Source organism: Bradyrhizobium sp. 199 (genome assembly GCF_023073355.1).
Classification (GTDB): Bacteria; Pseudomonadota; Alphaproteobacteria; order Rhizobiales; family Xanthobacteraceae; genus Bradyrhizobium.
Map to the genome: position 1 here is coordinate 222,472 of NZ_JADPJI010000006.1, position 18,394 is coordinate 240,865.

At 64.5% G+C, this 18,394-nt stretch carries 21 protein-coding genes and 1 tRNA gene; 16 read left to right on the forward strand and 6 right to left on the reverse strand.

From position 1 onward, the window contains the following. Nucleotides 1–4: 4 nt before the first annotated feature. A complete protein-coding gene (locus tag IVB28_RS21440) occupies nucleotides 5–220 on the forward strand; it encodes a hypothetical protein (protein ID WP_247528848.1) in 216 nt (71 codons plus the stop codon). Nucleotides 221–333: 113 nt separating this feature from the next. On the opposite strand, the gene IVB28_RS21445 is transcribed toward IVB28_RS21440, so the two are convergent. After that, a complete protein-coding gene (locus tag IVB28_RS21445) occupies nucleotides 334–957 on the reverse strand; it encodes a hypothetical protein (protein ID WP_247528850.1) in 624 nt (207 codons plus the stop codon). A gap of 230 nt (nucleotides 958–1,187) precedes the next feature. Here IVB28_RS21445 and IVB28_RS21450 point away from each other — a divergent pair, with 230 nt between their 5' ends. The 7 genes from IVB28_RS21450 (at nucleotide 1,188) to IVB28_RS21480 (ending at nucleotide 7,197) form a co-directional block, all read left to right on the forward strand. Then, nucleotides 1,188–2,705 (forward strand): AMP-binding protein, encoded by a 1,518-nt coding sequence (locus IVB28_RS21450; RefSeq protein WP_247528851.1) that lies wholly within the window; start codon nucleotides 1,188–1,190, stop codon nucleotides 2,703–2,705. 21 nt (nucleotides 2,706–2,726) lie between these two features. Further along, entirely contained in the window at nucleotides 2,727–3,365 is a 639-nt protein-coding gene (locus IVB28_RS21455) for an RraA family protein (protein ID WP_247528852.1), read from the forward strand. 136 nt (nucleotides 3,366–3,501) lie between these two features. Beyond that, complete coding sequence (locus IVB28_RS21460; RefSeq protein WP_247528853.1) at nucleotides 3,502–4,368, forward strand: hypothetical protein; 867 nt, start codon at nucleotides 3,502–3,504, stop codon at nucleotides 4,366–4,368. A gap of 20 nt (nucleotides 4,369–4,388) precedes the next feature. Next, a complete protein-coding gene (locus IVB28_RS21465) occupies nucleotides 4,389–4,760 on the forward strand; it encodes a cupin domain-containing protein (protein ID WP_247528854.1) in 372 nt (123 codons plus the stop codon). A gap of 47 nt (nucleotides 4,761–4,807) precedes the next feature. Then, a complete protein-coding gene (locus tag IVB28_RS21470) occupies nucleotides 4,808–5,764 on the forward strand; it encodes a tripartite tricarboxylate transporter substrate-binding protein (RefSeq protein WP_247528855.1) in 957 nt (318 codons plus the stop codon). A 95-nt stretch (nucleotides 5,765–5,859) separates the two neighbouring features. Continuing rightward, nucleotides 5,860–5,936, forward strand: a tRNA-Arg gene (locus IVB28_RS21475). A gap of 121 nt (nucleotides 5,937–6,057) precedes the next feature. Continuing rightward, nucleotides 6,058–7,197 (forward strand): amidohydrolase/deacetylase family metallohydrolase, encoded by a 1,140-nt coding sequence (locus IVB28_RS21480; RefSeq protein WP_247528856.1) that lies wholly within the window; start codon nucleotides 6,058–6,060, stop codon nucleotides 7,195–7,197. 12 nt (nucleotides 7,198–7,209) lie between these two features. On the opposite strand, the gene IVB28_RS21485 is transcribed toward IVB28_RS21480, so the two are convergent. Next, nucleotides 7,210–8,355 carry an acyl-CoA dehydrogenase family protein gene (locus tag IVB28_RS21485; RefSeq protein WP_247528857.1) on the reverse strand — a complete coding sequence of 382 codons (1,146 nt, stop codon included), beginning with the start codon at nucleotides 8,353–8,355 and terminating at the stop codon, nucleotides 7,210–7,212. Between the two features lie 126 nt (nucleotides 8,356–8,481). Here IVB28_RS21485 and IVB28_RS21490 point away from each other — a divergent pair, with 126 nt between their 5' ends. Beyond that, nucleotides 8,482–9,174 (forward strand): alpha/beta family hydrolase, encoded by a 693-nt coding sequence (locus tag IVB28_RS21490; protein WP_247528858.1) that lies wholly within the window; start codon nucleotides 8,482–8,484, stop codon nucleotides 9,172–9,174. Here the strand turns inward: IVB28_RS21490 and IVB28_RS21495 are convergent. Continuing rightward, nucleotides 9,162–10,136: a ketopantoate reductase family protein gene (locus IVB28_RS21495; protein WP_346730758.1), complete on the reverse strand. Its 975-nt coding sequence runs from the start codon at nucleotides 10,134–10,136 to the stop codon at nucleotides 9,162–9,164. The genes IVB28_RS21490 and IVB28_RS21495 overlap by 13 nt on opposite strands. A gap of 152 nt (nucleotides 10,137–10,288) precedes the next feature. On the opposite strand from IVB28_RS21495, the gene IVB28_RS21500 reads away from it, so the two are divergent. Then, nucleotides 10,289–11,086: an enoyl-CoA hydratase-related protein gene (locus IVB28_RS21500; protein ID WP_247528862.1), complete on the forward strand. Its 798-nt coding sequence runs from the start codon at nucleotides 10,289–10,291 to the stop codon at nucleotides 11,084–11,086. A 6-nt stretch (nucleotides 11,087–11,092) separates the two neighbouring features. On the opposite strand, the gene IVB28_RS21505 is transcribed toward IVB28_RS21500, so the two are convergent. Both IVB28_RS21505 and IVB28_RS21510 read right to left on the reverse strand, forming a co-directional pair. Further along, entirely contained in the window at nucleotides 11,093–11,353 is a 261-nt protein-coding gene (locus tag IVB28_RS21505) for a hypothetical protein (protein ID WP_247528864.1), read from the reverse strand. Between the two features lie 35 nt (nucleotides 11,354–11,388). After that, nucleotides 11,389–11,643, reverse strand: coding sequence for a hypothetical protein (locus tag IVB28_RS21510; protein ID WP_247528865.1), 255 nt, complete (start codon nucleotides 11,641–11,643; stop codon nucleotides 11,389–11,391). 122 nt (nucleotides 11,644–11,765) lie between these two features. On the opposite strand from IVB28_RS21510, the gene IVB28_RS21515 reads away from it, so the two are divergent. The 4 genes from IVB28_RS21515 (at nucleotide 11,766) to IVB28_RS21530 (ending at nucleotide 15,914) form a co-directional block, all read left to right on the forward strand. Next, entirely contained in the window at nucleotides 11,766–13,130 is a 1,365-nt protein-coding gene (locus tag IVB28_RS21515; protein ID WP_247528867.1) for an FAD-dependent oxidoreductase, read from the forward strand. Nucleotides 13,131–13,172: 42 nt separating this feature from the next. Continuing rightward, entirely contained in the window at nucleotides 13,173–14,177 is a 1,005-nt protein-coding gene (locus IVB28_RS21520; RefSeq protein ID WP_247528868.1) for an ABC transporter substrate-binding protein, read from the forward strand. A gap of 146 nt (nucleotides 14,178–14,323) precedes the next feature. Beyond that, on the forward strand, nucleotides 14,324–15,097 hold the full coding sequence (locus IVB28_RS21525; RefSeq protein ID WP_247528869.1) for an ABC transporter ATP-binding protein: 774 nt from the start codon (nucleotides 14,324–14,326) through the stop codon (nucleotides 15,095–15,097). After that, nucleotides 15,090–15,914 (forward strand): ABC transporter permease, encoded by an 825-nt coding sequence (locus IVB28_RS21530; RefSeq protein WP_247528870.1) that lies wholly within the window; start codon nucleotides 15,090–15,092, stop codon nucleotides 15,912–15,914. The genes IVB28_RS21525 and IVB28_RS21530 overlap by 8 nt, the downstream gene beginning before the upstream one ends. Before the next feature lie 112 nt (nucleotides 15,915–16,026). On the opposite strand, the gene gtdA is transcribed toward IVB28_RS21530, so the two are convergent. After that, nucleotides 16,027–17,067, reverse strand: a complete 1,041-nt coding sequence (gene gtdA / locus IVB28_RS21535; protein WP_247528871.1) for a gentisate 1,2-dioxygenase — start codon at nucleotides 17,065–17,067, stop codon at nucleotides 16,027–16,029. A 178-nt stretch (nucleotides 17,068–17,245) separates the two neighbouring features. Between gtdA and maiA the strand changes: the two genes are divergently transcribed. Continuing rightward, nucleotides 17,246–17,878 carry a maleylacetoacetate isomerase gene (maiA, locus tag IVB28_RS21540; RefSeq protein ID WP_247529121.1) on the forward strand — a complete coding sequence of 211 codons (633 nt, stop codon included), beginning with the start codon at nucleotides 17,246–17,248 and terminating at the stop codon, nucleotides 17,876–17,878. After that, on the forward strand, nucleotides 17,868–18,347 hold the full coding sequence (locus tag IVB28_RS21545) for a MarR family transcriptional regulator (RefSeq protein WP_247528872.1): 480 nt from the start codon (nucleotides 17,868–17,870) through the stop codon (nucleotides 18,345–18,347). Before maiA ends, IVB28_RS21545 begins: the two co-directional genes overlap by 11 nt. The last annotated feature ends 47 nt before the right edge of the window (nucleotides 18,348–18,394 follow it).

The following is an 18,394-nucleotide window of genomic DNA, read 5'->3' on the forward strand; positions in this document are numbered from 1 at the left end:
CGCGATGAACCGTGGTTTTGTGATCGGGCTCGCGCTGGCCGCGCTCTGCTGCGCCTCGACGCCAGCCACTGCGAGGCCGCCGACGGTCGTGAACTCGCCCGGCTATGACAGGCGATTGCAGGAGAGCCGGTCGCAGTTGGGCAGTTCGCCGGCAATAACCGCGCCAGTGACGGCGCCGGTGGTCAAACCGAAGCGCAGCAAGAAGAAGCACGCGAACTGAGTTTGTAGGTGGGCAAGGCGAAGCGTGCCCACCATCCTACCTTGTCTTGACGCAGTGGTGGGCGGCGCGCCAAGCGCGCGCCTTTGCCCAGCCTAGAGTCAGTGCGAGACAACTCAGGTCTTCTTCGCCGGCTTGCTCGGCGCCGGGTTGAACAGCTTTTTCAGATCGTTCAAGCTTTCCGAGAGCCGCGGCCATTCGCAGGAGAACGAGCCCTTGGTGCACGATGTGCCCTTCGGCCGCTGGCCTACGGTCTGCTGCAGCTTCGGCCGCTCGACCGGCACCGGCACGCGCGCGACCTCGGTTCGCAACGCGACCTGCTGCAGTTGCCGCGCCTCTTGCTCCTGCTGCTCGCGCTGTTGGCGCGCGAATACTTGGGCGGCTTCGTTGTTGCGGCGCTCTTTGGCGAGATAGGCGGTATAGGCTTCGTCGATTTTCTTCTGCTCCTCCGGCGTCGGATTGGGTCCAGCGATGTCGAAGGTGCGATCCTGCAGGAAGTCGTAATAGGAATAACCGCCGCCTGGCTTGCGGCGGCCGGCAAACTTGGCGTTGCAGGTGGCAAGCGCGGATGTCTTCTCGGCCTTGGTCGCGGCCTTCTCTGCGGCGTCGGCGCATTCCTCGAAATCGACCGGCGCGCGTTTCCACCATTGCGCCTGGGCATGCGGCAACGTCAGCAGAAGACATCCTGCTGCTGCAACGAGAAACGGCGCCGCACGACGCAATGCAATTACGGACCACATTCTACGAGAGCATTCCCTACGAAACTCAACCCGAATTGAGTCGAGCCAGATTTTTGCCCCTTTATCGCCGGCTTGTCACCCATGGAACCGGGGAAATTCATGGCTACGATGCTGACATTTTGTGCTTGACGTGGCGCGGGAGTCACAGCGTCGCGCTGGCCGGCTGCTACACTTCGCCTCGCGAGCGCCTCATCCGAGGCGACGCCAAGAAAGCGAAATGGAAACGTCTGATGTTGCTGCCCCTGTCCGACGTGCCACGCTGGTACGCTGAGCGCAAACCGCAAGGCACGATCGCCATTCGCCATGGGCAGGATACGCTGACATGGGACGAGCTCGAGCGCGGTGCCAACCGGCGCGCGCGAGCGTTCGCGGCCAAAGGCGTCAAGCCCGGTGATTTCGTTGCGATCGGGTTGCCCAACGGCAACGCATTCTTCGAGACCTCCTTTGCGGTGTGGAAGTGTGGCGCGACGCCGACCTCGCTGTCATGGCGGCTGCCGCGCGGCGAAGCCGCCGCCGTGCTCGACATTCTCAAGCCGGCGCTGGTGGTCGGCGGCGAGGCCGATTGGAACGCGCCGAACCGTCTTCCGGCTGATTTCGTGCCGGAGGGATTTTCGGACGAGCCACTCACCCCGCCGGTTGCGCGCTACTGGAAAGCCATGACCTCAGGCGGCTCGACCGGCCGCCCGAAAGTGATCCTCGATCACCATCCGGCAGTGACCGACACTGTCGCTGCCCCGCCGCTCAACATTCCCGTCGGCGTTTCGCTGCTCAATCCCGGTCCGCTCTATCACAATGCGCCGTTCATCGTGTCGCACTACGCGCTGTTCACGGGCGGCCAGCTCACCGGTCTCGTCAAGTTCGACGCCGAGGAAACATTGCGGCAGATCCAGCGCGAGCGCGTGCAATGGGTCAATTTCGTGCCGACCATGATGCACCGGATCTGGGCGCTGCCGGAGAGCGTGCGCAATGCCTACGATCTGTCGAGCCTGCAGACCGTCTTCCACATGGCGGCTCCGATGCCGCCCTGGCTGAAGGAGAACTGGATCGCCTGGCTTGGGCCCGAGCGGATCTGGGAGCTCTATGGCGGCACCGAGCGCCAGGGCGCCTGCATGATATCAGGCACGGAATGGCTGACGCACAAGGGCTCGGTCGGCAAGATCGGCGACATGGCGCGCCTGCGCATCATCGGCGAGGACGGCAACGAGGTCGCGCCGGGCGAGACCGGCGAGATCTATTTTCTCAACAATGACGGCAAGGACGCCACCTATCACTATCTCGGCGCCGAGCCGAAGCGCCGCAGCGATGGCTGGGAGTCGCTCGGCGACATCGGTCGGCTGGATGCGGACGGCTATCTCTATCTCGGCGACCGCCTCGCCGACATGGTGCTGCGCGGCGGCGCCAACATCTATCCGGCCGAGGTCGAGGCCGCGGTCTCCGAATGCCCGGGCGTGCGGTCCTGCGTCGTGGTGGGATTGCCAGATCCGGAATTGGGCCAGCGCGTGCACGCCATCATCGAGGTGGAAGGCGATGCCGACGGCCAGGTTATCGCCGACGGCATGGCGGACTTCCTGAAGGACCGGCTCAGCCGCTACAAGCATCCTGAGAGCTTCGAGATCGTCAGCGCCCCGCCGCGCGATGATTCCGGCAAGGTCCGCCGTACGCTGTTGCGCGACGAGCGCGCAGCGTGGTTGAAGGAAGGGCGCGCCTACCGGATTTGGCCGGCGAAGGCGCGGGCGCACGCCGAGTAAGACCAACCGGGAAGGACCGACATGACGATCACCATCGCAGCGAACAGCGTGCCGAAGCCGCCGGCCGAGATCATCGAAGGTTTTCGGAATGCGCCGACCTCGGTCATTTCGGACAATCTCGCCCGGCTGCCGGGCGCGGTGGGCCTGAAACCCTATCATCGCGGCGGCAAGCTGGTCGGCACGGCGTTTACCGTGCGCACCCGCCCGGGCGACAATCTCGCTATCCACCGCGCGCTCGACCTTGTCGGTCCCGGCGACGTGATCGTAGTCGATGGCGGCGGCGACGAGACGCGCGCGCTGGTCGGCGAGATCATGAAGAACATCGCGCAATGGCGCAAAGCGGAAGGTTACGTCATCGACGGCGCGATCCGCGATGTCGCGGCGTTCGCGGCCGACGACTTTCCCTGCTATGCCCGCGCGGTGATCCATCGCGGCCCCTACAAGAACGGTCCCGGCGAGATCAACGTGCCTGTTACGATCGGCGGCAGCGTGATCGCGCCCGGCGACATCGTGGTCGGCGACGAGGACGGCGTGGTGTCGTTTTCTGCCGCCGGTGCCGCCGCGCTGCTCGAGGCCGTCCGCGCCCAGGTTGGGCGCGAGGAGGAGACGTTGAAGGCGATCCGCGAGGGCCGCTACCAGGGCTCGTATGGAAAGTCCTGATCCGAGCGCGACTTAAGTCAAGGCGATGGCTCTGTTGGTTGCAAGCCGACGTCGGCCATTGCCATTTTCGAGCGTGATTTCACAGTCCTTGTTTCGGCCAAACTGTCTCATGCCTTTTTGATGCTGGGGATTTCAAGTGGCGAGGAATTACGCGATCGTCCTGCCAGGCTTTCTCGTTGTGTTGCTCTCTGGAAATTTCGAGATTGGTTCGTGGGGGCTCCAGCCTCGTCCGGTGGTCAAGGTCGCTTTGGCCCACACGGAGCGGCGAATGACCGAAGAGGCGTACGCAAAAACCAACGGTTTCTCCCCCGATGAGGTGCGAAGGCGCTTTGCGGCGAGTGGGGTGTTGCGATGCCCTGGCGGGGCCAGCAGTGCCCAGGTCACCGGAGCGCGCGACGTGATCACGACCGTGGCTCATGCGTTTCGAGACGTTTGCAAAACGCATACATCACCCGATAAATGTATATTTGAGTACTATTTGGGTGCGGAGAGGCGGGCCATCCCCTTGTCGTCGGCCCTATGGATGGGGTCATGCGACGATACTGCGCCGAGGCAGGGCCGCGGCGATTGGGCAGTCGCAAGACTCGCACTTCCCGCCGACGTGACGCCCTATGAATTCTCTGAGCAGGCGGAAACCCTGGTGGAGCTGGAGCGTATTCTGGCGGTTGTCGGTTATGATATCGAGGCCACCGGAAAGACGGACGAGGACGGTCCGTTCAACAAGACGATGCAGGAGTGCCAGATCCGTGACGTGAGGGACTGGCAGACATTTGAAACGAACTGCGAGTTCGAATTCGGAGCGTCAGGCAGTGCCGTGTTTCGCCGGTGGGGCCAACGAATGGTGATGCTTGGCGTGGTCTTCGGAGACCATCATGACAAAAAGTATTGTCCGCTTGGCGGCTGCGAGTTCAAGAGCCGCACATGGTCGAGCTTGTTTGTGACCTTGAGGGGCGAGTTCAAGGAGCGGCTCCTGGCGACCGTGCGTCAATCTGCAGCAAAGTAAAACGTAGGAGGGAGAATAGCGTGAGCCAGAAGGACGAATTTCACAACATCGACGATCCCAGCGACGGACTGTTCCGCGAGCTCGCGGCCGGCGTTACCACGCGCATCTTTTCCGGCGAGCAGGCGATGCTGTCGGTGGTGACGCTGGCGCCGCATGCGCAAGGCACGCTGCATCATCATCCCGAGGAGCAATGGGGCGTGCTGCTCGACGGCTCCGCCATCCGCGTCCAGGGCGATGAGGAAATCGCCGTGAAGAAGGGCGATTTCTGGCGCACCCCGGGCAACGTGCCGCACACCATGCGCGCTGGCCCCGATGGGGCCCGGGTGCTGGACATTTTCAGTCCGCCGCGGCCAGAATACAGAAAAGCGGGATCCGGTTTCGGAACGACCTAAAGCGCCAAGAGCAAAAGCCGGGCGCGAGAAAACAGGGGAGGGATACCATGACGATCACACGACGGACGCTGCTCGCAGCGCCGGCTATTCTCGCGATGACGCCGGCGTTGGCGCAGGCTTCAAAAATCACGCTGGTGGTGCCGTTTCCGCCGGGCGGATCGACCGATGCGATGGCGCGGCTGCTCCAGAGCCATCTGCAAACCAAGCTCAACCGCATCGTCATCGTCGAGAACAAGTCGGGCGCCGCCGGCGCGCTCGGTGCGGCGCAGGTCGCCAAGAGCCCGCCTGATGGCTCGACGTTCCTGGTCACCTTCGATTCCCACGCGGTGATCCCCTCCATCCTCGACAAGCCGCCCGTCGATGTCGAGCGCGAGCTGATGCCGGTGTTGCTGGTCGGCACCGCGCCATATGTGATCGCGGCAGGTGCGGGCCGTCCCTACAAGAGCTTCGCCGACGTGGTGGCGGCCTGCAAGGCGACGCCGGGCGCAGTGAAATATGCCTCGGTCGGCATCGGCACGCTCGGCCATCTCGCCATGACCGTGCTCGGCAGCAAGGCCGGGGTCGAGATCATGCACGTGCCCTATCGCGGCGGCGGCCCGGCGATGAACGACGTGCTCGGCGGCCATGTCGATCTCATCGCGGGATCGGCCGCGCTGGTCGCCGCCCAGCTCGGCACTAACATGCTGCGTCCGATCCTGCAGCTCGGCCGCGAGCGGCTGCCGGCCCTGCCTGATACCCAGACCGCGATCGAGGCGGGCTTTCCCGATTTCGAGACGCTGGCCTGGTGGGGCATCTTCGCCCCCGCAGGCACGCCGCCCGACATCGTCGCCGCCTTCGCGGCAGCATCCAAGGACATATTGAGCGAACCTGCGACCGCCACCCAGCTGAAGGAGACGCAGCACATGACGCTGCTGCTCCAGGACGGCGCCGCCTTCAAGACCTTCTTCGACAAGCAGGTCGCCACTTGGGGCAAGGTGGTGAAGGATAATAATATCAGGGCGTAGCCGCCAAACCCTGCAATCAGCAGAGCGGAGGGCTTCCGGTCCCCCCGCCGCTTTGATATGAACGCCTCAAGGCAACCCGCCCGAGCGGGTTCCGCGGTCCCGTAGCTCAGCCGGATAGAGCGACGGTTTCCTAAACCGTAGGTCGGAAGTTCGAGTCTTCCCGGGATCGCCAGCCTGACATCAGCCGTCGCCATTGCGCGACAAGCTCTCCGGCGCAAAATTTGCTAGAAGCAGGCGCTTCCTTCCTTAGCTGACTGCGCTCAGCCGCCTCTCTGCCACATCCGGAGACCACAATGCCTTTCGACTTGATCCTCCGTGGGGGTCGTGTGATCGACCCCTCGCAGAAGCTCGATGCCGTGACCGATGTTGCCTTCGCCGGCGGCAAAGTCGCCGCCATCGGCGCCGGGCTCAAGGCCGATCCCGGGACGGATGTGCGCGATGTTTCGAAATACATCGTCACGCCGGGACTGATCGATCTGCACACCCATGTCTATTGGGGCGGCACTTCGCTCGGCATTGACGCCGAGGAGTTCTGCCGTCTGTCCGGCGTCACCACGGCGGTCGACACCGGCAGCGCGGGGCCCGGCAATTTCGCAGGCTTCCGCAAGCATGTGATCGAGCCGAGTCAGGTCCGCATCCTCGCTTATCTGCACGTCTCGCACGCCGGCATCTTCGGCTTCTCGCACCGGATCATGGTCGGCGAGAGCGAGGAGCTGCGATTGATGAATCCGATCGAGGCGGCCAAGGTGGCCGATGCCAACCGCGACCTCATCGTCGGCATCAAGGTGCGCGTCGGATTGCATTCGTCGGGCACGTCGGGAACGGTGCCGCTCGACATCACGCTAGAGGTTGCCGACGAGGTCGGCATGCCCTTGATGGCGCATATCGACCATCCGCCGCCGAGCTATGAGGAGGTGCTGGCGCGCCTGCGGCCCGGCGACGTGCTGACCCACGCGTTTCGCCCGTTCCCCAACACGCCGGCGACGGCGCAGGGCACGGTGAAGAAGGCGGTGCTGGATGCGCGCGAGCGCGGCGTGCTGTTCGACATCGGCCACGGCAAGGGCTCGTTCGCATTCAAGACCGCGCGCGCGATGCTCGCCAACGGCTTCTATCCCGACACGATCTCCTCTGACATCCACCAGCTCTGCATCGACGGCCCCGCCTTCGACCAGGTGACGACCATGTCGAAATTCCTGTGCATGGGCATGGAGCTGTCCGATGTGATCGCAGCCTCGACGGAGAACGCGGCGATGGCGCTGCGCCGTCCCGAACTCGGCACTCTGAAGCCCGGCAGCGTCGGCGACGCCACGCTTGTTACTGTCAGGCAAGGCCAGTTCGACTATGAGGACGTGGTCGGCGAGCACTTGATCGGCGACCGCAAGATCGTCTCCGAGGGCGTCGTCATCGGCGGCCGCTGGTGGCATCCGAATTGAGCGGCAAGCCGCTCACAGCGATCGTGCGATCAACAGCTTCATGATCTCGTTGGTGCCGCCATAGATCTTTTGGATGCGGGAATCGATGAAGATGCGGGAGATCGGGTACTCCTGCATGTAGCCGTAGCCGCCGAACAGCTGCAGGCATTCGTCGGCGGTCTCGACCTGCTTCTCCGAGCACCAGTACTTCGCCATCGACGCCGTGACGGTGTCGAGATCCCCGGCGACCAGCTGCTCGATGCACCAGTCCACGAAGACGCGCGCGATCATCGCCTCGGTCTTGCGCTCGGCGAGCTTGAAGGCGGTGTTCTGGAAGTCCATCAGCGGCTTGCCGAACGCCTTCCGCTCCTTGGTGTAGTCGGTGGTGAGCTTGATCGCGCGCTCCATCGCGGCGACGGCACCAACCGCGAGCGCGAGGCGCTCCTGCGGCAGTTGCTGCATCAGCTGGACAAAGCCCTGGCCTTCCTCCTTGCCGAGCAGGTTTTCGGGCGGCACGGTCACGTTGTCGAAGAACAGCTCCGAGGTGTCGGAGGCGTGCAGGCCGATCTTGTCGAGGTTGCGCCCGCGCTTGTAGCCGTCCGCGCCTGACGTCTCGACCACGAGCAGCGAGATGCCCTTGGCGCCGGCATCGCCGGTGCGCGCGACCACGATGACGAGATCGGCGGCCTGGCCGTTGGTGATGAACGTCTTCTGGCCGTTGATGACGTAGGAATTGCCCTGCTTCTTCGCCGTGGTCTTCACGGCTTGCAGATCCGAGCCGGTGCCGGGTTCGGTCATGGCGATGGCGCCGACCATCTCGCCTGAAGCCATCTTCGGCAGCCAGCGCTTCTTCTGCTCCTCCGAGCCGTAATTGAGGATGTAGTGGGCGACGATGGCGCTGTGCACGGAGACGCCGGTCGTCAGCTCGGGCACCGTGCTTTCGAGATCGTCCAGCACGGCGGCGTCGTAGGCGAAGGTAGCACCAAGGCCCCCATATTCCTCCGGCACGCTCGCCAGCAGCGCGCCCATCTCGCCGAGGCCGCGCCAGGCGAAGCGGTCGACCATCTTCTGCTCGCGCCATTTTTCGGCATGCGGCGCCAGATCCTTGGCAAGATACTTCCGGAACTGGTCGCGGAAGACATCGAGCTCTTCGGTCATCCAGGAGGAGCGGTAGGGCATGGTCACCTCGGTGGGTGCGGCGTTCCGGCTTGATAGGCCAGCCGGCTGCGGCAATTATTGTGTTTTCAGGCTGCGCCGGGGACGCTACCAAGGCGGCCGCAACAGCTTCTGTCGGGATGGTTGATTGTGGCTGGCAAAACAACAGAGCTCAAGCTCGACATCGAGCAAATCGGCGCGGTCTCTGCGATCCTGGCGCAGCCGGTTGATGCACGCGCCTGCTACGTCCTGGCGCACGGCGCCGGCGCCGGCATGCGGCATGCGTTCATGGACAAGGTTGCATCCGGCCTCGCTGATCGCGGCGTTGCGACGTTTCGCTTCAATTTCCCTTACATGGAAGAGAAGAAAGGGCGTCCCGACCAGCCGGCCGTTGCGCACGCCGCGATCCGCGCGGCGGTCGCGGAGGCGGCGCGGCTCTGCCCCGGCGTGACGCTCATCGCGGGCGGAAAATCGTTCGGCGGCCGCATGACCTCGCAGGCGCAGTCCAAGGCGCCGTTGCCTGGCGTCAAAGGCCTCGCCTTCCTCGGCTTTCCCTTGCATGCCGACAAGAAGCCATCGTCCGAGCGTGCCGCACACCTGGCCGACATCGCAATCCCCATGCTGTTCCTGCAGGGAACGCGCGATGGACTTGCTGACCTCGGCTATCTCAGGCCTGTGATCGCAGCGCTCGGATCGAAGGCGACCTTGCATGAGGTCGAAGGTGGCGATCACTCCTTCGCGGTGCTGAAGAAGTCCGGCCGGACGAATGAAGAGGCGCTGACGAACGTGCTGGACACGCTCGCGGCCTGGATCATCGCCTTCCCTAAAGGTCAGGCCGCATAAAGCCCCTTGTCGCGCGCCTTCTGGATCGCCAGCGCGGCGATCAGGTCGAGCGTCGGGGTCGACAGGCCGGCCGTGCGCGCGAAAGCGGCGGGCGCCCTGACCAGCACGTCGATCTCCATGGCGCGGCCAAGCTCGTAATCCTGCAGCAGCGACGGCTTGTGGTTGGGGGCGGGGCCGCTGCGCGTCACGCGCTTGACCTCTGGAATGAAGTGCTGGGCGATGTCGTTGGCCTCATTCAGCATGCGCGGAATGACCTCGGTGAAGGCAGGGTCGTCGCGCACGCCGCGTGCGGTCTGGCCGGTGAGCAGGCACAGCACCGAGAGCGACATGTTGGTCAGCAGCTTTGACCAAATCGCCTCGCGGATCTCGGCGACCGGCGGCGATTCCAGCCGGGCGTCGTTGAAGACGCCGCGCAGCTTGGTGATCCGCTCGCAATTGCGGTCGTCGCATTCGCCAATCAGGAGGCGGTTACGGTCCGGGGTGAGATTGTGCACCACACCGGGCGCGGTTACCTCGTTGGAGGAGAAGACGACGCCGCCGATGATCCGCTCCTTAGGGATGCAGGCGCGCAAGCGCCCCCCGGGGTCGAGAAAGGAAATGTCCGGCGGGGTCGGGTGCCGCGGCGGCAGGCCGATCCCGTACCACCAGGGAATGCCGTTCTGCGCGAATATGATCGCCGTGTCGTCCTGGAGCAGTGGCTTGACGCTGGAAACCAGCCCCGGCAGCGCGGTCGCCTTCAGTGTCGAGATCACCACGTCCTGTGGGCCGAGCTGGGCCGCGTCGCCTGACGCGTTTACCTTGGCGCTGACCTCGGAATCGCCGACGCGCAGCTTGAGGCCGCCTGCGCGCGCGGCCTCGAGATGCGCGCCCCGCATCACGCAGCTGACCTCGTGACCGGCGCGCGCCAGCCGAACCGCGATGTGGCTGCCGACGGCGCCCGCGCCGAAAATGCAGATGCGCATGATGATTCCGTCCTGTCCCTTGGTGCCGTCCGGCGGCAGCATGACACAAGCCGCCATGCGATGGGCGCGACCGCCCCACGCTGGAAAGATATGGATCGGGACACGTTGCCTCGGCCATAGTGCTTGCAAAGCGACTGACCGGAGGATCGCCGATGACTGCCAGCCCCGTCCTGTGGACCCTTGATGAGCGTGGGGTTGCGACCGTCACGTTGAACCGGCCCGAGGTCAACAACGCCTATGACGGCGCGTTGATCGCAGGCGTGCTCGCAGCCATGGACGAGCTCGGCAAAAAGCCGAACCTTCGCGTCGTCGTGCTCAGGGGCAACGGCAAGCACTTTCAGGCCGGCGCCGACCTGAAATGGATCAACGGCGTACGGCCGCAATCGGCTGAGGCGAACGAAGCCGCATCCCGCGCGACCTTCGAGGCCGTGCAGCGGCTCAACACCTTGCCGATCCCGACGGTTGCGCTGGTGCAGGGCGGCTGTTTCGGTGGCGGCACCGGTGTGATCGCGGCCTGCGACGTCGTGATTGCCGCCGACAACGCCCTGTTCTCCATCACCGAGGTGCGCTGGGGACTGACGGCGGCGATCATCATCCCGCAACTTTGCGACGCCATCGGCGTGCGACAGGTCCGCCGTTATGCGCTGACCGGCGAACGTTTTGGTGCAGAGGACGCCCGCCGCATCGGTCTCGTCCACGAGGTGGTGCCCCTCGCCGAACTCGAAGCCGCCGGAGCCAAGGTGGTCGAGCAGTTGCTCGCCAACGGACCGGAGGCGATGGCTGAAACCAAGAAGCTCGCGCTGGAGAGCTCGTTCGGCGGCATGGCGGTGGACGATGCCGCCTACACGCGGCTGGTGCAGCTGCATTCGCTCAAGCGCCAGAGCGCGGAGGCCGCGGAGGGACTTGCCTCGTTCGCCGAGAAGCGGGCGGGGAGATGGGGCGGTGGCTGATGCTTCTTACCTTGGCTCATGCCTCTTCAGGGCGGCGGCCCGACCCTCAGCCTCTGCCATCTCCGCACTCTCAAAAATACCTTCTGGGGGAAGTCGCTGCCAGCCTTCGGCAATGACTTCGCCTTCGTGTTCCGATCGGTAGAAGTATTCTTCCGCAAACGTGAAATAGCCGTCGTCGCGCTGCAGTATCGTGACCCGCCGCTGTTGTGGCTGCCCTGTTGACCCCGAAGCGATCTCAATCGCTTCCAATGCCTTCACTAACTTCATTCGAAGTTCCTCAATGAGGGGAGATCCGGTATCGATCAGCAGCCGCGGCAGATATTGTTGATGCTGTGATAGACGTCGTCGTCCTGCCGCGTCTGGCGCAGCGTTTCGAGCGTCCGAGCCTCATGGGCGGGTGCTACTGGTTTGCGCTTCGCCGCGAGCTCGTCCTCCTGCCGTTTGTAGCAGGCTTCGCGATCAGGTTTGGCCTGGATGAAGCGGCAGTTCTGCTCCACGGCTGCGGCCGGGACGGCGGAGATCGCAAGGGCAAGCAAGACGAAACAGTATCTGACCATAATCGGATCCATGGCCGCTTTTGTCTCAGGTTCACCGGCGGTGAGCAACCGCGATCTTGCGACGATGGCGCCTGCCGGCTAATTCGTGGTGTTGTTCAAAGGATTTCGGGAGCGGACGCGCCATGCGGGCTACAATGATCGAAGAACCGGCGCGACGGGTGCCGCTCTATGGCGAATACGAAGTCGTCGTGCTCGGCGGCGGTCCGGCGGGCATTGTCGCGGCGTCCTCAGCCGCGCGCGCCGGGCGGAAGACCCTGCTGATCGAACGCTACGGCTTTCTCGGCGGCATGGGGACAGCTGCCGGCGTCACCAATTTTTGCGGCCTGCATGGCAATGTCTACGGCGAGCATCGTCGGCTGGTGCAGGGCATGGCCTCGGAATTGCTCGCGCGGATCGATCGGCTGGGCGGCCTCAACACACCGCATCTGATCCTCGGCAAGGTCTTCGCCCAGGCCTATGACACCGCGGCCTACAAGATTGCGGCTGATCAGCTTCTTACCAGCCACAAGGTGCACATCCTGTTCCACGCGCTCGGCGCCGGTGTCGTGATGGGTCATGACAGCCGCATCGACGCGCTGATGGTCGAGACCAAGGCCGGCCGGCAGGCGGTGCGATCGGAGATTTTCATCGACTGTTCCGGCGACGGTGACCTCGCCGTCTGGGCCGGTGCGCCGTTCGAGATCGGCGACGAGCACGGCCATCCGCTCTATCCCTCGATGATGCTTCGCCTCAACGGCATCGATCCCGAGAAGGCGGGCGATGCCTGGCGCACCATTCCGCAATTGATGGAGAAGGCGATTGTCGCCGGCACCCACACATTCCCGCGCAAAAGCGCGATCGTGCGGCCGCAAAAATCCGGCATCGAATGGCGGGTGAACTTTACGCAAGTGGCGCGCGAGGACGGCCATGCCATCAACGGCGTCGAGCCGGACGATCTCACCCGCGGCGAAATCGAGGGCCGCAAGCAGGCGCTCGCCGCGTTCGAATTCCTGCGTACCGTGCCTGGCTTCGAGAAGTCCTATATCGTCGATTTGCCGCCGCAGCTCGGCATTCGCGAGACCCGCCGCATCAAGGGTGGCTACCAACTCAGCGGCGAGGACGTGCTCGGCTGCGCCTCTTTCGAGGACTCCATCGGTGTCAATGGCTGGCCGATCGAGGCCCATGTGCCCGGCGACGTCGTCTTCACCTTCCCGCCGATCCCGGAATCGCGCGGCTATAACGAGCTGCCCTACCGGATGCTGGTGCCCGAAGGCGTCGACAATCTCCTGGTCGCCGGCCGCTGCGCCTCGATGACCCATGAGGGCCAGTCGGCGGCACGGGTTTCCGGTGCCTGTTTCGTGATGGGGGAGGCCGCCGGTTCCGCCGCCGCGCTGGCGCTCTCCGGAAATGGGATCCCGCGTGACATCCTGGTTGAAAACCTGCAGGAAACGTTGAAACAACAGGGCGCCTTCATCGGGCGGGACCAGCCCGTCCCCGAGGGCCTGTAGCGGCCTGCAAGAACGACCAAGAGAAGCACTGGAGGAAACGGGATGATCGGGATTGCGCGGCTCGCGCTAGTGGGCCTTTTGGCGATCATGGCGATGAGCACGGCCAGGGCCGAGGACGCGCTGAAGGCCAGGATCGGCGTGCTGCGCCTGTCCTCCTCCGCGCCTGTTTTCATCGCGCAGGACAAGGGCTATTTCCGCGAGGCTGGCCTGGATGTCGAGCTGAAATTCTTCGACGCGGCGCAGCCGATCGCGGTCGCCACCACCTCGGGCGACATCGATTTCGGCATCACCGCCTTCACCGCCGGTCTCTACAATCTCGCCGGCAAGGGCACGCTGAAGGTGATCGGCGGTATGAGCCGAGAGAAGGCCGGTTATCCCCTGATCGGATATTTCGCCAGCAACAACGCCTACGCGGCCGGGCTGAAGACGCCAAAGGATCTCGCCGGCAAGCGTGTGGCGATGACGCAGGTCGGCTCGAGCTTCCACTATTCGCTCGGCCTGCTCGCCGACAAATACGGCTTCAAGCTCGCGGAGGTGAAGATCGTGCCGCTGCAATCGCTGTCGAATGCGGCGGCTGCGCTGAAGGGCGAGACCGTCGATGCGGCGCTGCTTCCCATCTCCACGGCGCGAAAGCTGATGGATGAAGGCGGTGCGAAATTCCTGGGGTGGGTCGGCGACGAGACGCCCTGGCAATTGGGCGCGGTGTTCGCCTCGCCGAAGACGCTGACCAACAAGGCGCTGGTGACGAAGCTGCTGGGCGCATTGGCCAAGGCGGATCGCGAATATCACGACGTCATCCTCGCCGCGATGAAGGACGGCATTGCGCCGATCAACGACAAGACCAAGCCGCTGCTGGAGATCATCGCGAAATACACCAATTTGCCGGTCGAGCAGGTGGTCGGCAACTGCGCCTATATCGATCCAGACGGCAAGCTGGACGTGAAGAACGTCGACAACCAGATCAAATGGCTCCAGGAGCAGGGCTTTGCCGACAAAGGCTTTGATGCCGAGGCGATCATCGCGAAGGATTACGTGAAAGCGGATTGACCCTTCGTCATCCGGGGCTCGCGAAGCGAGAACTACGGTGCGCAGTTGCGCACCTGAGGATCTCGAGGTTTGCCGGTGCGCAAGTGCACACCTGCGGTCTGATCCTTCGGATCATCCCGGAACGACGGAGAACAGGACGAGACAGAATGGACCTGATCGCCAGCCACATCAGCCATTGCTTCGGCGATCTTGCCGTGCTCGACGACGTCTCCTTCACCGTCGGCGCCGGCGAGGTGGTGGCGGTCGTCGGGCCTTCGGGCTGCGGGAAGAGCACGCTGCTGTCGATCCTTGGCGGCCTGCTGCAGCCGACCTCCGGCGCGCCTGAGTTGCGGGGCTCGCCGCCGGCGGACAGTCTCAATCCGCTGACTTTCGTGTTCCAGGACTTTGCCTTGCTGCCCTGGGCTACGGTCGAGGAGAACGTCGAATTCGCGCTGCTGCACGCCCAGCTTTCGGCCGCGCAACGCCGGGCGCTGGTCGACGACGCCTTGCGCCGCACGGGGCTGACTGATTTCCGCAGAACCTATCCAAAGCAGCTCTCCGGCGGTATGCGCCAGCGCGTCGGCATTTCGCGCGCACTCGCGGTGAGGCCCGCTATCCTGCTGATGGATGAGCCGTTGTCGGCGCTTGATTCGCAGACCCGCGAATTGCTGATGGAGGATTTCGTCCGCCTGCTCGCCGATGGCGGCATGGGCGCGGTCTATGTCACGCATAATCTCGAAGAGGCGGCGCGGCTCGCCGATCGCATCGTGGTGCTGTCGCGGCGGCCGGGCCGCATTCGCGAGGTCGTGACCGTGCCGATGACGCGCGCTGCGCGCGGCGAAGCTGAAGCGCGCGAGAAGCTGCTGGCGCTGCAGAACCAGATCTGGTCGCTGATCCGCAACGAGGCCATCGATGCCGAGCGCGAGGTCCAGCATGCTTGATCGTGCCGCAGCGGAAGCGACAGCAAAGACCGAAGCGAGCCGCCCCGTCCGCTTTCGCGGCGCCGGCTTCGTGCCTGCATCGAGCCGGTTCGGCGGCTGGATCGCGCTCGTCCTGGTCATCGCGATCTGGCAGGCGGCCGGCAGCGCCGGCCTCGTCAATGCGCTGTTCCTGCCAACCCCCTTTGCAATCGGGCGCGCGATCTACCAGCTTGCGATCTCGGGTGCGCTCTGGCAGCACCTGTCGGCGTCGCTGCTGCGCATCGGCGTCGGCTGGCTGCTGGGGACTGCGGCCGGTATCGCGGTCGGCTTCGCCATCGGCCTGTCGCGGCTTGCGCGCAGCGTCGGCATCACCTTCATCTCCGCGCTGTTCCCGATCCCCAAGATCGCGCTGCTGCCGCTTCTGATCCTCTGGCTTGGCATCGGCGAAGAGCCGAAGATCGCAACCATTGCGCTCGGGGTCTTTTTCTCGACCGCGATCTCGGTCTATAGCGGCGTCGACGCGGTGCCGCGCAATCTGATCCGCATGGCGCAGAGCTTCAACGTGCCGTTTGCGACCATCGTACGCAAGGTGATCTGGCCGGGCGCACTGCCCGCGATCCTCGCCGGCTTCCGCATCACCGCCTCCGTCGCGCTGTTACTCGTCGTCAGCGCCGAGATGATCGGCGCCCAATACGGCATCGGCGCCTTCGTGCTCCAGGCCGGCAATCTGATGCAGACCGATCAGCTGCTGGCGGGCGTGGTGATCCTGTCGGTGTTCGGGCTTGCGGTCGGGAAGGTGATCGGCTGGCTGGAGACAAGGCTGCTGCACTGGCGGTAGCCAAATTCACCGCTGCCTAGGGTGGGCAAAGCGAAGCGTGCCCACCATCTCTCCATGAGTCGCGAAGACGTGGGCACGGCGCAACGGCGCCTTTGCCCACCTTCCGAGACCTTCACGCGTTCCCGCGGTCCTCCCGGAACAAATCCAGCTTCTGCTGCACCGGCCGATCCGAGAAGCTGAACAGCACGGCGTCGTCCTCCGCCTCGTGCGTCACCCACTGCCAGCTCGGCACCACGAACAGGTCGCGCGGGCCCCATTCGAAAACGGCATCGCCGATGCGGCTGCGGCCACGGCCTTCGATCGGGCAGAACACCGTCGCGTCGGTCGACCGATAGCGCGCGGTCTTGAATCCCTTCGGCAGCAGCTGGATGAAGGTGCCGATCGTCGGCATCGCGAAATCGCCGGTCTCGGGATTGCTGAACTTCAGCTTCAGCCCGTGGCAGGCGTCCCATTCCTGGCTCGTCCTCGCCTTCTCCAGCGCTTCGCGGGTGTAGGCATAGGGGTAGCTGAAGATCGGCGAGGTTTTCGACGAACGCTTCACGTCGACGGGCAAGAGATTGTGGCCGTAGCGCGCAAAGCTGTCGCCGGCAGGCCTTGTGATCTTCTGCTGGTCTTCCTTCGAGCCCTCCGCAAACGAGCAGTCGAAGAACTGCACCAACGGGATGTCGAGGCCATCGAGCCAGAACATCGGCTCGCTGGTCTCGTTGGAATGATCGTGCCAGGTCATCGACGGCGTGATGATGAAGTCGCCCGGCTCCATCGCGGTGCGCTCGCCGTCCACCGCGGTGTGCGCGCCCTTGCCTTCGAGCACGAAGCGCAGCGCCGACTGGCTGTGGCGATGCGCCGGCGCGACGTCGCCGGGCACCACCATCTGCACGCCGGCATAGAGCGAGGTCGTGATCTTGGATTGGCCGCGCAGGCCGGGATTCTCCAGCACCAGCACGCGCCGTTCGGCTTCCTTGGCGGTGATGAGCTTGCCGGCCTCTATCATGTAGTCGCGGATGACTTCGAATTTCCATAGGTGAGGCCGGCAGGCGCTCTTCGGCTCCGGCGTGATCAGATCGCTCATCACCGTCCACAGCGCGGTGAGGTTTTCGCCGTCTATCTTCTTGTAGAACGCCTCGCGTTCCGGCGTCTTGGTCACGGCTTCCATGTTGCGGCTCCCGATCGTTTTGTTGATTGACAGTATACTCACGATCTAGGTAGCGTCAACGCGATCGAACGCGTTACAAGGCAGTCATTCCGGGGCGGCTTGAAGAGCCGAACCCGGAGTCTCGAGATCCGGGCTCTCGCTTGCGAGCCCCGGAATGACGCAAAACAAGGAGGTCTCGATGAAGCTGCACGGCTATTTCCGCTCCAGCGCCGCGTATCGCGTGCGCATCGCGCTGAATCTTAAGGGCCTCGGCGCCGAGCATCTGCCGCATCATCTTCGCAAGGGCGAGCAATGCGCGCCGGCCTATCTCGCCATCAATCCGCAAGGCTTGGTGCCCGCATTGGAGAACGATGCGGGTACAGTGCTGACCCAATCGGTGGCGATCATCGAATGGCTCGACGAGACGCACCCCAATCCGCCACTGCTGCCGAAAGATCCGCTGCGGCGCGCCAAGGTGCGGGCGTTTGCGCTGGCGATCGCCTGCGACACCCATCCCGTGCAGAACCTGAAGGTGCTGGCGCGGCTGCGCGAGCTCGGCCTGCCCGAAGAGAAGGTCCAGGACTGGGCGGGATGGGTCAATCGGGAGGGACTGTCGGCCTGCGAGACGCTGATCCGGGACGAAGCGGGCCCGTTCTGCTTCGGCGATGCGCCGACGCTGGCCGATCTCTGTCTCCTGCCGCAACTCGCCAATGCGCGTCGCTTCGGTGTCGATGTCGCGGCCTATCCGCGCCTGCTCAAGGCCGAGGCCGCCGCCAAGGCGCTTGCAGCTTTCGCAGATGCCGCACCGGAGAAGCAGCCCGATGCCGAGTAAGCCTGCCGCTCCGATCACGATCGACGCGGTCTATGCCGCGCCCGGCTATCTGTTCCGGCGCATGCAGCAGATCGCGGTCTCGATCTTCATGGAGGAGTGCAAGGCGTTCGACCTGACGCCGGTGCAATATGCGGCGCTGATCGCGATCCACACCCATCCCGGCATTGACGCCACGCGGCTGTCCGCGGTGATCGCGTTCGACCGCTCCACGCTCGGCAGCGTGATCGAGCGGTTGCAGGCCAAGAACTATATCGACCGCAAACCGGCGCCCGAGGACAAGCGCATCAAGCTGCTCTACCTGACGAAATCCGGCGCCGCGATCTTGCGCGAGATCATCCCGGCGGTCGAACGCGCCCAGGCCCGGATGCTGGAGCCGCTGAAGCCCACGGAGCGCAAGACGCTGATAGGGTTGCTGGTGCAGCTCGTCGACCTCAACAACGAAGCGTCACGCGTGCCGCTGCGTGCCTAGGATGCGCTGGAGCATCTGGGGAAGGCGGGGTGAGGGCGGGCGTGTGG

Bases quoted from the DNA above. Each gene is read 5' to 3' on its own strand.
- IVB28_RS21440 (WP_247528848.1), top strand. From the start codon at position 5: ATGAACCGTGGTTTTGTGATCGGGCTCGCGCTGGCCGCGCTCTGCTGC.
- IVB28_RS21445 (WP_247528850.1), bottom strand. From the start codon at position 957: ATGTGGTCCGTAATTGCATTGCGTCGTGCGGCGCCGTTTCTCGTTGCA.
- IVB28_RS21450 (WP_247528851.1), top strand. From the start codon at position 1,188: ATGTTGCTGCCCCTGTCCGACGTGCCACGCTGGTACGCTGAGCGCAAA.
- IVB28_RS21455 (WP_247528852.1), top strand. From the start codon at position 2,727: ATGACGATCACCATCGCAGCGAACAGCGTGCCGAAGCCGCCGGCCGAG.
- IVB28_RS21470 (WP_247528855.1), top strand. From the start codon at position 4,808: ATGACGATCACACGACGGACGCTGCTCGCAGCGCCGGCTATTCTCGCG.
- IVB28_RS21480 (WP_247528856.1), top strand. From the start codon at position 6,058: ATGCCTTTCGACTTGATCCTCCGTGGGGGTCGTGTGATCGACCCCTCG.
- IVB28_RS21485 (WP_247528857.1), bottom strand. From the start codon at position 8,355: ATGCCCTACCGCTCCTCCTGGATGACCGAAGAGCTCGATGTCTTCCGC.
- IVB28_RS21495 (WP_346730758.1), bottom strand. From the start codon at position 10,136: ATGCGCATCTGCATTTTCGGCGCGGGCGCCGTCGGCAGCCACATCGCG.
- IVB28_RS21500 (WP_247528862.1), top strand. From the start codon at position 10,289: ATGACTGCCAGCCCCGTCCTGTGGACCCTTGATGAGCGTGGGGTTGCG.
- IVB28_RS21505 (WP_247528864.1), bottom strand. From the start codon at position 11,353: ATGAAGTTAGTGAAGGCATTGGAAGCGATTGAGATCGCTTCGGGGTCA.
- IVB28_RS21510 (WP_247528865.1), bottom strand. From the start codon at position 11,643: ATGGTCAGATACTGTTTCGTCTTGCTTGCCCTTGCGATCTCCGCCGTC.
- IVB28_RS21515 (WP_247528867.1), top strand. From the start codon at position 11,766: ATGCGGGCTACAATGATCGAAGAACCGGCGCGACGGGTGCCGCTCTAT.
- IVB28_RS21520 (WP_247528868.1), top strand. From the start codon at position 13,173: ATGATCGGGATTGCGCGGCTCGCGCTAGTGGGCCTTTTGGCGATCATG.
- IVB28_RS21525 (WP_247528869.1), top strand. From the start codon at position 14,324: ATGGACCTGATCGCCAGCCACATCAGCCATTGCTTCGGCGATCTTGCC.
- IVB28_RS21530 (WP_247528870.1), top strand. From the start codon at position 15,090: ATGCTTGATCGTGCCGCAGCGGAAGCGACAGCAAAGACCGAAGCGAGC.
- gtdA (WP_247528871.1), bottom strand. From the start codon at position 17,067: ATGGAAGCCGTGACCAAGACGCCGGAACGCGAGGCGTTCTACAAGAAG.
- maiA (WP_247529121.1), top strand. From the start codon at position 17,246: ATGAAGCTGCACGGCTATTTCCGCTCCAGCGCCGCGTATCGCGTGCGC.
- IVB28_RS21545 (WP_247528872.1), top strand. From the start codon at position 17,868: ATGCCGAGTAAGCCTGCCGCTCCGATCACGATCGACGCGGTCTATGCC.